The sequence below is a fragment of the Mycobacteroides franklinii genome, assembly GCF_002013895.1.
Taxonomy (GTDB): domain Bacteria; phylum Actinomycetota; class Actinomycetes; order Mycobacteriales; family Mycobacteriaceae; genus Mycobacterium; species Mycobacterium franklinii.
The window spans coordinates 21,440-34,621 of sequence record NZ_MAFQ01000026.1 but is presented as its reverse complement, the minus strand read 5'-3'; the positions used below and the strand labels follow the sequence as shown (position 1 = coordinate 34,621).

Genomic DNA, 13,182 nt, shown 5'->3' with positions numbered 1-13,182 from the left:
TTATCAGTAACTTACTGATGTAGATTTCCTGAATTCTGCTCTGGCACAATAGAATTTTGTGATCTATACATGTATACTAAGATGATGCGCCGTGATAATTGCACTGAAGAGAAACCGGTGTGTACCTATTGCGAAGTAGGTTCATCTATGGAATCCTTCGGGTATGAACCTAGAAGTGCAGGTGGAGTGCGACACCTTGGTTCGGCAGCATCACGCGGCGCTTTCGCAGGTGCGCAAGGACGTGGCCGACGCGGTGTTGAAGACGGCTGCGTTGTGGGAGTCGGTCTTTTCGGATCCATCAGAGATGCATGGGCAACTGCATTGCACTTCGGTGCGTGGCTTATTGATCAAAGCACGCACGGACCGCGAGGCCGGTGTGGGTCTTCCCGAGGGGGAGAAACCGCCGAAGGGGTCATTGACGACGCGCTGCGGGCAGGGCATGTCGGCGATTTTGGAGGACGGCCGCGGCGGGGAAGGGATACGGGTCCGCAAGGCGCCGTCGAAGGTGGTAGCCGAGCACGATCGGCTGGTCGTGTACCCCTCCAAGGCGCAGAGAGAGGCGGCGCTGAAGGCCCACGAGGCCGAGGCGCAGAGAGAGGCCGAGAAAGATGCGGCCAAGGCCGGAGAAGGCGGCGTGCCCGAACCGGAAGTCATCAATGGGCAATACACCTTTGGTGGCGAGTTCGACCAGCTCGAACGCAAGCCCACCGGCTACGACTGGTTCGTTTTGTGGACGTTGAGTCCGGACAGTCTGCACGTTCTCGAGGTGTTTTTGGCGGCGGTGATCGGAATCGACGACAGCACGAACACGGTTATCGTGGCCTCCACTGCGCTGCCGAAGTTGGTTACCCGGCAAGAAGATACGTCCAATTCCGATTTCGAGGACTTCGGCAAGGACGGCGAAGAGGGTACTGGTCCTGCACCAGCGTGACGGGTTTGTCACACCCGTCGGTTAGCGTCACGGCACTTAGTGTTGAATCGGGATCGCTATGACGAAGATGGTGGAAATTTTCGGTTTGCGGGTCCGTCAGGCCCGCTTGATGAGACGACTGACAGCAAAGTACGTGATGGAGGCGGTGGGCTGGTCTGGTGCGCGTTTGTCGCGGCTTGAACGGGCGGAGACCACCCAGGTCTCCGAGGACGAGCTGGCTGCCTTGATGGATGTGTTACGGGTTCCTGCATTGTTTTTCACTTCCGTGCCGGTGTGCCGGGTGGAGCCAGATCAGTTGTTGTTTCGTGCTCCCAAGTCAACGACGGAGACCGAGAAGAACCGGATGGCGCAGTTCATTGCGCTTTCTGGCGACTTTCTTCTGGAGATGAACGGGCGCCATAAGCTGCCGCCCGTTCAGATCAGCTCGGCCCCTGATCCTGACCCTGTCGCTGCGGCCCTGCATGCGCGCCAGTGCCTGGGTGCTGACCGTGACGCCCCGATCGGTGATCTGACGCATCTGCTTGAGCGCGGCGGTATCCCGGTGGTGATGCGCTATGAGCGGTTCGGCGGCAGCGCACCGGAGGACAATTCACGCGGCCGGCTGGAGAAACATTTGGGCTGCTCGACGTGGGTGGGCGAGTTCCGGGAGCGGCCGCTGATCGTGCTGCGGGAACTCGATTCGTGGGAACGGACCCGCTGGACATTGGCGCACGAGCTGGGGCATTTGATTCTGCACACCAATGTCGCGGAGTTGACCGATGATCACGAAGATCAGGCGTCGCGGTTCGCTTCGGAGTTTCTGGCACCGTTCAGCGCGGTATCGCAGGCAGTCAAGAACGCCCCGTCTCTGCTGAATTTGCTTCCTGTCAAGCAGAAGTGGGGCATTTCGGTGGGTGCGTTGCTTCGGCATTTCCACGATTCCGGTGCCCTCGATACCGAGCGCTACGACATGCTGCGCACGCAGCTGTACACCCGGATCAACGCCGATACCGGGTTCACTTGGGGGCGAACAGAGCCGGGCTGGGACGACCGCAAACCCGAGCGGCCTCGCTTGATGAGCAAGTGGATAGAGTTCGCGTTCGGGGTCAGCTCCCCGGAAGCACTGACCGCGCACCGGGTGATGTGGCCACTGGACATGCTGCAGGAATTCCTGGTCGGCCAGCGCATGGCCGTGCCAGCCTCGAAACCGCCGACACGGCCGACTGCCAGCGGTTCCGGTGGTGTTGCCGATTTCGCCGCCTACCGGCGCCGGCGGGCGTAAGCGGCGGGGCTGGCGGTGGCGCGTGTGCAGCGGGTGCTTGATGCAACCGATGGTTCGCGCTGGTACACGGTGGTGGGTGCCGATCACCTGCCGATCGCGCCGGTAGCCGAGTACATCGGGTTCCTGCGCGATGATCAAGCCTCCCCGCACACGGTCCGCGCCTATGCTGCGGGCCTGGCGGCCTGGTGGACGCTGCTGGAGCACACCGAAACCGGGTGGACACAGATCTCGACGTCGCTGTTCGGCGGGTTCCTGACGTATCTGCGCACCGGGGACCTGCCCGGGACCACCCGGGTCGGGCCCGAGGGCAGCTGGCTGGCCGCGGCCACCGTGCAACAGCGGGCCGCCGCGGTGCTGGCGTTCTACCGCTATCACGCGCACGCCCACAACCTTGATGTGCCGTACCAGAAGCTCTACGGCTCCCTGGGTAAACGGGGCCGCTCTCGTTATGTCCCGATGCTGGCCGGGGTGGGGCGCCGCCGGGCCCGGGACCGGCCGATCTACCGGGTGCGCGGCCAAAACGCCGCCCGCACACCCCTGTTGTTGCCCGCGCAGGTGCAGACGATCCTGGATGCGTGCGCCACCCAAGACAGCGATGGGCTGTGGTCGGGTACGGCCGCCGGGCTACGGGACCGGCTGCTGTTCGCCACCCTGGCCGAGACCGGGATGCGCCTGGGTGAGGCGTTATCGTTGCGGCACCAGGACTTTCACATCGGCGCCGGGGGCACCCCGTGGATCGATGTGGCGGCCCGCCAAGATCATCCGCACGGTGTGCGGGTCAAGGGCCAGCCGCGGCGCATCTACGTCGGCGATGACCTCGAAGCGTTGTATTCGGCGTATGTGTGGCAGCTCGTCGATGCCGGCGCAGACATGGCCGTGCCGAACCTGGACACCCATTTCGTGTTCGTCAACCGCGCCGCCGGCACCCCGTACGCGCCGCTGCGCCCCGAAACCGTGTACGCCAAAGTCCGCTCGATCAACAGGGCCGCCAAAGACCTTCTCCCGGAGGGCTGGACGCCGCACTGGCTGCGCCACACCCACGCCAGCGCGCTGCTGGCCTCCGGTGTGCCTGCCCATGTGGTGATGCGCCGGCTCGGACACCTGGACATCCAAACCACCCTGTCCACCTACGGGTGGGTGACCGAAGACATTGCGATGCGCACCACGGCACAGTGGACGAACTATGCCGCCGGCTGGAAAGGCCTGCACGATGAGCACCATTGACCCGCCCGCCGACACCCCCGGCCACCAGCAGGGGCCGGGTTCGGCATGGGAGCAGCAGTGGGCGAAAGTGCCTGCACCGTGGCAAGAGCCGGTGTACCGAATCGATGCGGCCCCGTTCACCGAGGTGTTCGTGCAGAACCGCTACTACAGCACACCCACACCCGGATGCGACGGTTATGACTTCACCCCGCCCGGGCCGCCGCGCTTCGCCAACGAGCTGGCCTGGTGGGTGTACATGTGCTGGCGCGAAGGGCTGCGCCGGATCGACCCGGCCAAGATCGCCTGGTTCACTGCGGCCCTGCCCGGCGCCGCCGCCGAGTACCGGCGCCGCCACGGCACGGCGCCGGTAAGCCTGCTCGACTTCACTGTCCCCGACATTGTGCGGCACGCGACGGTGCTCTTCGAGCAGCGCCGCCATCGCCTGCCCACCCCCTCCTACCGCCGCAACCTGCAATGGACCGTCGAGCATCTCCATACACTGCTGGCCGTACGCACCGCCGCCGCCCCGTGGTGGAGCTTTGATACCTGGGACCTGCGGATCGACCCCCGGATCCCGCAACGCGAACATGAACCCCATCACGAACGCGTCCTCAAACTCGCCGGTATCGCACCGCCCTGGCTGCGCGAAGGGCTGCGGTTCTGGATGCGCACCGCCATCACCCATCAACTGTTCACCTGGACCACCGCGGTCACCCGCAGCCAAACCCTGGGCCGGCACCTGGGCCGGTTCGCCCTAGACAACAACCACCTCGATGATCCGCTGATTACCACCGACCCCGAACGGCTGCGGGCGGTGTTCCTGGACTTTCTGGCCTACCTGCGCAGCCCCGAGGCCACCACCAAATCGGGCACCCTCAGTGACTATCTGGTCGCCGAGATCCAATACCAGGTGCAAGCGTTCTACACCTTCATGCACGATCACGGCACCGAGGCCGCCGCCGCCACCGGCAACAGCCGCTGGAAAGACATCGGGATCAGCCATACCCGGCTGTGGGCGCCGGCTTACCTGCCCCGCAAAACCCGCCGGGCCCGCGAACTGACCTGGTACAGCACCGCCGATCTGCAACGCATGCTGGCCTACCTGCCAGTGCTCTCCGCCGACACCGAGCAGCGGGTGGTACTCACCCACCCCGACGGGCAGATCTCGGTGATGGCCGGCCTAGGCGATCCGCAAGCCGCCCGGGCCTGGCTGCTGCAGGCCATGACCGGGCGGCGAGCCTCAGAGATCCTCATGCTCGATCACGAACCGCTGCAAGCCATTCCAGGCACCAGCGCATCGGCCGGCCTCGATGCCGGGATCTTCGTGGCGCGGCTGCGCTATCAGCAGACCAAGGTCGACGGCGTGGACCCCACCATCCTCATCGAGCAGCAGATCGTTGATGTCATCCGTGAGCAGCAACGCTGGCTGGCGCGCCGCCACCCAGGCATGGCCCCCAAGTACCTGTTCGTGGGAATGGTGCACCAACACCAAGGCCAACGCGCCCGCCCCTACACCTCATATCTGAACGCGCTGAAAAAACTCGACGCCGTGCACCGACTCGCCGATGCCCAGGGTCACCCGCTGCGGTTCTCCCAAACCCACCGGCTGCGGCACACGCGTGCCACCGAGCTACTCAACGACGGTGTCCCGTTCCATGTCGTGCAGCGCTACCTGGGCCACAAAAGCCCGGAGATGACCGCCCGCTACGCCGCTACCTTGGCAGCCACCTCCGAAGCAGAATTCTTGAAACACAAGAAGATCGGCGCGATGGGCGCCGATATCGCGATCAGCCCCGCCGACATCTACGAGATGACCCAACTCGGCAAGCGCACCGACCGGGTACTGCCCAACGGGGTGTGCCTGCTGCCGCCGCTGAAATCCTGCGACAAAGGCAACGCCTGCCTGTCGTGCGGACACTTCGCCACCGACGCCACCCATCTCGATGATCTGCGCGATCAACTCACCGCCACCGAACACCTACTGGCCGGCCGCCGCCAACAGTTCGCCGACCGCACCGGCCGCGAGCTGACCGACGAGAACGTCTGGGTCAGCGAACGGCTGCGTGAAATCAACTCACTACAGGCCATCATCGCCCGCCTATCCGGCCAAGCAGATGCCCTAGCAGACAGTAGATCTGGCGATACCGCGATCGCAGGCCCGGCCACTGCGGGGCGCCGACCCCAACTACCCATCCTCACCCGCGGCGCCCACGAATCCGCCATCAACCACACCAGCGGACACCGGCACAGCGATGACTGACCACAGCCGCGGCACCGACGGGCTGCGCCGCCACGCCCAACAACGCTCACAAGACGCCCGACGCCGCATCGACACCGCTATCCGCCACTTACGTAAACGCGGCGAGCCGGTAAACGTCAACGCCGTCGCCCGCACCGCGCAGGTCACCCGCAAAACCATCTACGCACACCCCGACCTGCTCGAACGGATCCGCGCCCACACACCACTGCACATCACCGCACCCCCACCCGCACCGCCTGTTGCGCAGAACAGCATCGTGGCCGCGCTACGCCGCCAGCTCACCACCCAACAAACCCAACTCGTCAAGCTCAAGGCAGAACTCAAAGCACGCGAGGACGCGCTGGCCGCGGCCCACGGCGAAATCGCCCGCCTCTCACACGGTCAGCATTAGAGCAGCTCCGCCAGCAGTGGAATCGGGCCACAGCGTTCATGGCGGTGACAAGCCGACTTCACCCGCCGCGGCGCCCCGGTGTCCTCCCGGTAGGTTCTCAACACGGACCCATGCATTTGATGGCCGCGGCCAGCCCCTGCTCGCCGATTGCACCGCAGGTACTTTCACTGCCGAACAAATGCGCCAGCGATGCTCTTTATCGCATCCTGGCTGCGTGCGCCAGTCCAGATTATCGGCAGCAGGCCGGATCGAGCACGGCACACAATGCCGTCAGCGCATCAGGCACGGGTCGGTGAAAAACATTCATGCCGCGCCGATCTGACTCCACCAACCCTGCCTTGCGCAACTGATTCATGTGATGGCTCACGGTCGACTCGCTCAACTCAAGTCGCTCGGCCAGGTCACCGCTAATCATCTCACCGTCCGGGGCACTGAACAGCTGGGACATGATCTTGACCCGCACCGGGTCGGCCAGGGCTTTGAGCCGCAGCGCCACCTCCAACGCCTGGACATCGGACATGGGGCCAGCGGCCACCGGCGCACAACACACCGGGCTAGTGGTGTCCACCACGGGCAGCGCTTTGGGCATACAGAGATTCTCCCCGGTGCATTGACATATGTCAAAGAGGTGGCATACTTGCGACTAGTTCGATGAATATCTCATTAGTTGTGGAGGTGGCGCAATGTCCCGTGTACAGCTTGCCCTCAATGTCGATGACCTTGATGAGGCAATCCAGTTCTATTCCAAGCTCTTTAGTGCCGAGCCAGCCAAACGCAAACCGGGCTATGCGAACTTCGCGATCAATGAGCCGCCGCTGAAGTTGGTGCTGCTGGAGAACCCCGGCCACGGCGGCACCATCAACCACCTCGGCGTACAGGTGGACTCCAGCGAGCAGGTGCATTCCGAGATCGCTCGCCTGACCGACGCCGGGATGTTCACCGAAGAGGAGATCGGCACCACGTGCTGTTTCGCCACCCAGGACAAGGTGTGGGTCACCGCACCCGATGCCGAGAAGTGGGAGATCTACACGGTTCTAGCCGACTCGGAGACCTTCGGGACCACCCCGGAACTGCTGGGGCAAGGTGAGGCCTGCGCCTGCGATCACGCCGAGCCAGACGACACCGATGATTCGGCTCACGGCGCCCAACCTGCCGAGGCCACGGCCTCGTGCTGCGCGACTCGATGAGCCAGGCAAGCACCCCGACCGCCCCGGCTGCGGCCGGGAAACTCTCCACGCTCGACCGGTTCTTGCCGGTGTGGATCGGTATCGCGATGGCCGTCGGGCTGCTGCTGGGCCGGGGCGTCTCTGGCCTGAACACCGCCTTGGAAAAGGTTCAGGTCGACGGGATTTCGCTGCCGATCGCGATCGGGCTGCTGATCATGATGTATCCGGTGCTGGCCAAGGTCCGCTATGACCGCCTGGACACCGTCACCGGAGACCGCAAGCTACTGCTCGGTTCCCTCGTCTTGAATTGGGTGCTGGGTCCGGCATTGATGTTCGCGTTGGCGTGGCTGCTGCTGCCTGATCTGCCCGAGTACCGCACCGGCCTGATCATCGTCGGCCTGGCCCGCTGCATCGCGATGGTCATCATCTGGAATGACCTGGCATGCGGGGACCGGGAAGCCGCCGCCGTTCTCGTCGCACTTAACTCGGTGTTCCAGGTCGTGATGTTCGCGGTCCTGGGCTGGTTCTACCTCTCGGTACTGCCCGGCTGGCTGCACCTGCCCCAAACCGAGATCAGTACCTCCCCGTGGCAGATCGCCAAATCGGTGCTCATCTTCCTGGGCATCCCGCTGCTGGCCGGATACCTTTCGCGGCGCATCGGGGAACACACCAAGGGCCGCCACTGGTATGAGTCGAAGTTCCTGCCGGTGATCGGGCCGTGGGCGCTCTACGGGTTGCTGTTCACCATCGTGATTCTCTTTGCCCTGCAAGGCGATCAGATCACCTCCAAACCCTGGGATGTCGCCCGCATCGCGCTGCCGCTGCTGGCGTACTTCGCGATCATGTGGGGCGGCGGCTACCTGCTCGGCGCCGCCATGGGCCTGGGCTATGCCCGCACCACGACACTGGCGTTCACCGCCGCCGGAAACAACTTCGAGCTGGCCATCGCCGTAGCCATCGCCACCTACGGCGCCACCTCCGGCCAAGCCCTCGCCGGCGTAGTGGGACCCCTGATCGAAGTACCCGTTCTGGTGGCCCTGGTCTACGTGTCACTGGCGCTGCGCCACCGATTCCCCCCAGCCCCGCAGCAAGTTTCACCCACCCCTTCCACCACCAGCGTGACGGAGTAGGACATGACTGAAAGCCCTGTGACACATAATCTGCGCACTGATTTGTCGATCGATCAGCGCCATGCCCTGCTGACCGCGGCCACCCGGCTGCAGACTGAGTTCGACGGCACCTTCGGCACCGAAACGATCGAACGGTTCCTGCACTCCTCCTACGAGCAATACGCAAGCCGGGCCACCGTTCCCAACTTCCTGCCGCTGCTGGCCGAACGCTTCGCCCGCCAACGCCTACACGCCCTCGCACGGGTCGAGGGCAAGGTCAGCGACGGCAAACCCACCGTGCTGTTCCTGTGCACCCACAACGCCGGACGCTCTCAAATGGCCCTGGGATTCTTCAACCACCTGGCCGGCGATCAAGCGGTGGCCTGGTCAGGTGGCAGCGAGCCGGGCCGGGAAATCAATCCTGCCGCCATCGAGGTCATGGCCGAAGTCGGTATCGATATCACCGGCGAGTACCCCAAACCCTGGACCGATGAGATCGTGCAGGCCGCCGACGTCGTCATCACCATGGGCTGCGGAGACGCCTGCCCAGTGTTCCCCGGGAAACGCTACGAGAACTGGAACCTGCCCGACCCCGCCGGACAATCTGCCGAGGCGACTCGTCCGATCCGCGACGACATCGAAGCACGTGTCCGCGCCCTGCTCGCTGAACTCAGCGTCCCGGTCACCCGATAAACCAAGCAATGACTCTGCATATCGTTGGTGCGCAATAGATTCCACGTACCTAACTCTCAAGGAGCCGATCAACCATGACAGCCGGCAAGCCCTCGGTGCTGTTCGTGTGCGTCCGCAACGGCGGCAAATCCCAAATGGCCGCAGGACTCATGCGCAAAGAGGCCGGCGACCTGATCGACGCCTACTCGGCAGGCACCGATCCCGGACAGGCCATCAATCAACTCTCCGCACAGACCCTCCGAGAAGTAGGAGCGGACATGAGCGGCGAGCACCCCAAACCGATCGACCCGGCCCTGCTTCGCGCCGTCGATCGGGTGGTGGTCCTGGGTCGGGAAGCCAAAATCGACGCCGTCGACGGCCTCCAGATCGAGTACTGGGACACCGACGAACCCTCAGAACGCGGCATCGACGGCATCGAACGCATGCGCCTGATCCGCGACGACATCGCAGCCCGCGTAAAACAACTCGCCACCTACATGACCACATAGGGCTCACCCAACCGCACGGGGACGCTGCCCCAGATTCAACGAACCTCGCCATGGTGCTCGTACCAGAGGCGTTGATGATCCAGGCGTTAAGAAACATGTGGGGCGCCCGCGGCCCCGAAGACCTGCGGGGGGATCGCGGTCGAGTTGAACAGAGGCAACGAGCTCCGATTCCCATAGCGCGTTTCCGGGCAAGCGTTGCAGCAGTGGACCGACGCGCAATGGTGTTGGCACCGCGCACCGCAACTATTCGTTCAGCGTGTGCGGCAGGGGACAAACAAGTCCCCGGCGCGTCGTTTGAGTTTCACAGCAAGCATCGCAGGTCTGACAAGCAGACCCGGATGCGGCTCAGGTGCGCGCCGAGTCAGCGCGTGCACAATGGTTGCCTTGTCGGCGCCAAGCAGATACTTGATACTTCCTGTGCTGTAATGGATTTGGCCGGAGCCGTACGGGTTGATGAGGATCCAAAACGGCGGCGGCGCGCCGGCACTGTCCTTGACCTGCTGCACCCACGCACTGTCGGGGTCGCCGCTGAGATAGAACTCGGGCTTGCCCTTAGCCGTCTTGCGCACGCCAATGTATTGCTGAATGTGCGTGTAAAAGTCGCTCTGCGCAGAGGTGTCGATAACCCCTACCCCCTGCCAGTGATCGCCGGGACGATCTGCATCAGCGTCAACCTCAGCTGTGGTGGTCGATACCCAAACAGTGGCCATCGCACTATCGTGCCGCACGTGCCTGCCAACCCGATCCGCAGGCCAGCGGTGACCAATGCGCAGGGTCTGCCCCCGGCGATGCGCCCCGGCCTGTTTTCGCATCGTCTAGCCGCGGTGCGCCATGCCCGGGCACGGACCCATCCGGACATCAATATCGCCACGCGCGACGTCAGCAGATCTCAGCAGGCACCAGCAGAACACGTTGGTGCACTTGATATTACATCTTGTGCACGGCCCTTGGCCCTGTAGACTGGGCGCTGCACCAGCACAACCATGCCCGCGGCCTTCCTAGTGCTCAACATCCTCAACAAGGACGCCCACGCCGACCTGTAATGCTTCGGCGATGTCGAACAAGCGCTCATAAAGCAGGCCCCTGCGGCCGTGTTCAACGTCAATCAAGACGTTGCGCGTCACACCCGAGCGCAGTGCGAGCTCTTCTTGGGTCAGCCCTTGCCGCAATCTGGACGCACGAATCCTACGGCCGACATCGGAACGGATCTGCTCCCACCGAACTACACGCGCGGGGTCGTTCTGGCTCGGTCGGGTGGGCACGCACCTCAGTAATGAGGCGGGCGTACCAAAAGTCTGCCCCACTAGTAGTACATTGCTGCATCGTGTTCGAAACTGATTCTGACTTTGACCCCGACTTCGGCCCCCAGGAGAGCGTGTCCTCACTTGCTCTGGACGTCATCGACGAACTGCGCATGAAGATGCTCGAATGCCTTCTGGTGCTGCACACCCTGCCTGATGAGGCCGACCTCAACTTCGCCGACTTGGCCAATGACATTCTGGCCGCACACCGCGGCACACAGGAGGCCTATCAGGCGGCCAGCATCGTGCATCAGGGCGCCGAGCTCGACGAGCGGTGGGGCAACAACCTCTCGCGCCCCAAAGCCATCTTCGCCCGCCACAATGCCGCGGTGCGCCAGGGCGCAACGAAGGTGATGCCCATGCCTGCGCTCTGTGATCGGCTGGAGCGGCACCTATACCAACTGCCCAGGCCCGACCGCACCCAGACCATCGCCGCTGCACGCCCTAAATGCTCGGGCATGGTCAAGACAACCGGTCAGGACTGCACCAACTCGGCAATCTACCTCGGTGCAGGAATGTTTGGCGCCCACTGCTATTCACACGCCACCCCCACCGAACGTGAGCGGTATCGAATCCATCACGAGGCCAACGACGCCCGCCAGGCGCGCTCCCACACCGATCTGCGCAACCTGCAACGGGCCGTGGGCGAAAAGATCGCCGCCCACTGGATATCCACCCGTGAGCAACGAGCCCAGTGGGTCAATGACATCGCGGGCAACTAACGCAAGAGCCAAACACACTGAAGCACTGCGCATCCGGGAAGAATTGGACGCGTGTTTCCGCAGCTGCAACATGGCAATGCCCGAGAACAGCCCGCGACGATGGCGGCGGCAAACCACTGGGGAGCCAGATCCAGGCACCGGATCATCGCAGCGTGTTCGGTATCGGTTTGCGCTATCGAAGACGCCGCGGCTGGGTGCGGCGGGCCGCCTATGTGCCGCCCGCACGCGCCCCTGTCGGCGGCTCGGCTAGAGCAGAGGTGCAGTTGTTTGTCGGTCAGGATCAGTGCAGTCCATGACTGGCCATCGCAAGGACGTCAACTTCCCTGCCCCCACGGTCCGGGCTCGCGGGCCTCAGGTGCTGAAGGCTTGCCGCCTTGCCAGCCCTGGGCATGCCACGTGGCGGCGAGCACTTCGGAATGAGAGGGCCCCAGCAATGCCTCCAGCGAGCCCAGCCGATAGGTGAGCATCAGGGCCAGCAACGTGCTCAAGTGAGGATCCGGGAATTGTTTTTTCTCCAGCGCGGCAAGGGCTCCGCGGGTAATACCGGCCCGCACAGCAGCCTGCTCCTGGGTGAGCTTCGCCCGCTCTCGATGCGCACGCAACACCTGGCCAAGATGCACAGTTGACTGGACAGCTTGCGTGTCGTGAACGACACGCAATGCACGGTCCTTGCGTGTCGACATCGTGCCCTCTATCTCGTCTTATTGATGTCACGAGGACCACTGTCACCACTGGCCGGAGTGTCACAACTCTTTCTTGACTATGCACAGTAGACTATGCACAACTGACCGAACAATGGACAACACCATGGGCCTCGTCTCACCATGCAAGGGCAAGCACCGGATACCTGGGGCGCGGCTGGCACTATCGAGCTACCATGGGTTCTCCACAGCACAAGGGGGTGGGTTGTGAGGGCAAGTTTGATAACGACAGGCAACGAGACGAGCCGGCGCGAGGCCGATCATGATGCGGCCCCGCTGAGCGTCTATATGTCGGTGGCTCCTGGCACCCTCGCCTTTGGGCGGGTAGCAGCGCCGGGGGTAACCCGCACCATATTTACCGAAGGATGTTCCACCAAAGGAGTTGCCATGATGGGCAGCAGCACAGTCGATGACACGCTGGACAACCAGATGCGCGCTGCTTCCGCCGGTCTTGTCGCCTCGGATGCTGTTATCGCTTTAGGGCGGGCGTTGCGTGGTTCGGATCTGCAGCCCCGCGAGACCGCAGTTCTGACCGGACTGGCGAAAGGATTCGGTCAAGAAGCTGACCTGCTGACCGGTTCACGGCCACGCCCGCGCACAGCAGACGGCGGGTACATGCGCTCGGCACACGCATTGGCCGGCGCAACAATCCTGGACGGACCGCATCTGAGGTCGCTGGAAGATATCAAAGATCTGGATCAGAAAACTCAAGTCATCGAGATATTCCGCAGCTTGAGCCAGGTGCTAGACAAGGTCGCCTCCGGTAACAGATCTGATGCCGACCATATTTCTTGGGCACGGGATGTTTTGCGGGATCTATCCGATACGATGAATGCCAGGTTAACTAGCTCGGGAGAATCCGCAGAATTTTTTGAGTAGTTGTCTCAGCTTGGGGGTATGTTCTTGGACGACTCAGTTCGAGTGCAAGTCCTTGCCGAGATATTTATAAGTCGGAT

At 63.3% G+C, this 13,182-nt stretch carries 15 protein-coding genes; 11 read left to right on the top strand and 4 right to left on the bottom strand.

Annotation, left to right across the window (positions count from 1 at the left end):
• Positions 1-163: 163 nt before the first annotated feature.
• The 5 genes from B4393_RS26670 to B4393_RS26650 are packed head-to-tail and all read left to right on the top strand — an operon-like array spanning position 164 to position 6,046.
• Positions 164-931: a hypothetical protein gene (locus tag B4393_RS26670; RefSeq protein ID WP_078316045.1), complete on the top strand. Its 768-nt coding sequence runs from the start codon at positions 164-166 to the stop codon at positions 929-931.
• Between the two features lie 58 nt (positions 932-989).
• On the top strand, positions 990-2,192 hold the full coding sequence (locus tag B4393_RS26665) for a helix-turn-helix domain-containing protein (RefSeq protein ID WP_078316046.1): 1,203 nt from the start codon (positions 990-992) through the stop codon (positions 2,190-2,192).
• 15 nt (positions 2,193-2,207) lie between these two features.
• On the top strand, positions 2,208-3,416 hold the full coding sequence (locus tag B4393_RS26660) for a tyrosine-type recombinase/integrase (protein WP_078316047.1): 1,209 nt from the start codon (positions 2,208-2,210) through the stop codon (positions 3,414-3,416).
• Entirely contained in the window at positions 3,403-5,655 is a 2,253-nt protein-coding gene (locus tag B4393_RS26655) for a tyrosine-type recombinase/integrase (protein WP_078316048.1), read from the top strand. The genes B4393_RS26660 and B4393_RS26655 overlap by 14 nt, the downstream gene beginning before the upstream one ends.
• On the top strand, positions 5,648-6,046 hold the full coding sequence (locus B4393_RS26650; protein ID WP_078316049.1) for a DUF6262 family protein: 399 nt from the start codon (positions 5,648-5,650) through the stop codon (positions 6,044-6,046). Before B4393_RS26655 ends, B4393_RS26650 begins: the two co-directional genes overlap by 8 nt.
• A gap of 229 nt (positions 6,047-6,275) precedes the next feature.
• On the opposite strand, the gene B4393_RS26645 is transcribed toward B4393_RS26650, so the two are convergent.
• Complete coding sequence (locus B4393_RS26645) at positions 6,276-6,635, bottom strand: Rv2640c family ArsR-like transcriptional regulator (RefSeq protein WP_078316050.1); 360 nt, start codon at positions 6,633-6,635, stop codon at positions 6,276-6,278.
• A gap of 94 nt (positions 6,636-6,729) precedes the next feature.
• Between B4393_RS26645 and B4393_RS26640 the strand changes: the two genes are divergently transcribed.
• The 4 genes from B4393_RS26640 (at position 6,730) to B4393_RS26625 (ending at position 9,502) form a co-directional block, all read left to right on the top strand.
• On the top strand, positions 6,730-7,233 hold the full coding sequence (locus tag B4393_RS26640; RefSeq protein ID WP_078316051.1) for an ArsI/CadI family heavy metal resistance metalloenzyme: 504 nt from the start codon (positions 6,730-6,732) through the stop codon (positions 7,231-7,233).
• Entirely contained in the window at positions 7,230-8,342 is a 1,113-nt protein-coding gene (gene arsB / locus B4393_RS26635; protein ID WP_078316135.1) for an ACR3 family arsenite efflux transporter, read from the top strand. Before B4393_RS26640 ends, arsB begins: the two co-directional genes overlap by 4 nt.
• 3 nt (positions 8,343-8,345) lie before the next feature.
• A complete protein-coding gene (locus B4393_RS26630; protein WP_078316052.1) occupies positions 8,346-9,014 on the top strand; it encodes an arsenate reductase ArsC in 669 nt (222 codons plus the stop codon).
• A gap of 74 nt (positions 9,015-9,088) precedes the next feature.
• Positions 9,089-9,502 carry an arsenate-mycothiol transferase ArsC gene (locus B4393_RS26625; protein WP_078316053.1) on the top strand — a complete coding sequence of 138 codons (414 nt, stop codon included), beginning with the start codon at positions 9,089-9,091 and terminating at the stop codon, positions 9,500-9,502.
• A gap of 251 nt (positions 9,503-9,753) precedes the next feature.
• Here the strand turns inward: B4393_RS26625 and B4393_RS26620 are convergent, their stop codons facing one another.
• Positions 9,754-10,212 carry a hypothetical protein gene (locus B4393_RS26620; RefSeq protein ID WP_109558416.1) on the bottom strand — a complete coding sequence of 153 codons (459 nt, stop codon included), beginning with the start codon at positions 10,210-10,212 and terminating at the stop codon, positions 9,754-9,756.
• A 288-nt stretch (positions 10,213-10,500) separates the two neighbouring features.
• The gene (locus tag B4393_RS26615; protein ID WP_078316136.1) at positions 10,501-10,764 is read right to left on the bottom strand and encodes a helix-turn-helix domain-containing protein; all 264 of its coding nucleotides are present in this window, start codon (positions 10,762-10,764) and stop codon (positions 10,501-10,503) included.
• A 62-nt stretch (positions 10,765-10,826) separates the two neighbouring features.
• Here B4393_RS26615 and B4393_RS26610 point away from each other — a divergent pair, with 62 nt between their 5' ends.
• Positions 10,827-11,525 carry a hypothetical protein gene (locus tag B4393_RS26610; RefSeq protein ID WP_078316055.1) on the top strand — a complete coding sequence of 233 codons (699 nt, stop codon included), beginning with the start codon at positions 10,827-10,829 and terminating at the stop codon, positions 11,523-11,525.
• Between the two features lie 314 nt (positions 11,526-11,839).
• Here the strand turns inward: B4393_RS26610 and B4393_RS26605 are convergent, their stop codons facing one another.
• Positions 11,840-12,208, bottom strand: a complete 369-nt coding sequence (locus tag B4393_RS26605; protein WP_078316056.1) for a helix-turn-helix transcriptional regulator — start codon at positions 12,206-12,208, stop codon at positions 11,840-11,842.
• Between the two features lie 405 nt (positions 12,209-12,613).
• Here B4393_RS26605 and B4393_RS26600 point away from each other — a divergent pair, with 405 nt between their 5' ends.
• Positions 12,614-13,105 (top strand): hypothetical protein, encoded by a 492-nt coding sequence (locus B4393_RS26600; RefSeq protein ID WP_005112744.1) that lies wholly within the window; start codon positions 12,614-12,616, stop codon positions 13,103-13,105.
• The last annotated feature ends 77 nt before the right edge of the window (positions 13,106-13,182 follow it).

Excerpts from the sequence above, each read along its gene's own strand:
- B4393_RS26670 (WP_078316045.1), top strand. The coding sequence starts at position 164 with ATGAACCTAGAAGTGCAGGTGGAGTGCGACACCTTGGTTCGGCAGCAT.
- B4393_RS26665 (WP_078316046.1), top strand. The coding sequence starts at position 990 with ATGACGAAGATGGTGGAAATTTTCGGTTTGCGGGTCCGTCAGGCCCGC.
- B4393_RS26655 (WP_078316048.1), top strand. The coding sequence starts at position 3,403 with ATGAGCACCATTGACCCGCCCGCCGACACCCCCGGCCACCAGCAGGGG.
- B4393_RS26650 (WP_078316049.1), top strand. The coding sequence starts at position 5,648 with ATGACTGACCACAGCCGCGGCACCGACGGGCTGCGCCGCCACGCCCAA.
- B4393_RS26645 (WP_078316050.1), bottom strand. The coding sequence starts at position 6,635 with ATGCCCAAAGCGCTGCCCGTGGTGGACACCACTAGCCCGGTGTGTTGT.
- B4393_RS26640 (WP_078316051.1), top strand. The coding sequence starts at position 6,730 with ATGTCCCGTGTACAGCTTGCCCTCAATGTCGATGACCTTGATGAGGCA.
- arsB (WP_078316135.1), top strand. The coding sequence starts at position 7,230 with ATGAGCCAGGCAAGCACCCCGACCGCCCCGGCTGCGGCCGGGAAACTC.
- B4393_RS26630 (WP_078316052.1), top strand. The coding sequence starts at position 8,346 with ATGACTGAAAGCCCTGTGACACATAATCTGCGCACTGATTTGTCGATC.
- B4393_RS26625 (WP_078316053.1), top strand. The coding sequence starts at position 9,089 with ATGACAGCCGGCAAGCCCTCGGTGCTGTTCGTGTGCGTCCGCAACGGC.
- B4393_RS26620 (WP_109558416.1), bottom strand. The coding sequence starts at position 10,212 with ATGGCCACTGTTTGGGTATCGACCACCACAGCTGAGGTTGACGCTGAT.
- B4393_RS26605 (WP_078316056.1), bottom strand. The coding sequence starts at position 12,208 with ATGTCGACACGCAAGGACCGTGCATTGCGTGTCGTTCACGACACGCAA.
- B4393_RS26600 (WP_005112744.1), top strand. The coding sequence starts at position 12,614 with ATGATGGGCAGCAGCACAGTCGATGACACGCTGGACAACCAGATGCGC.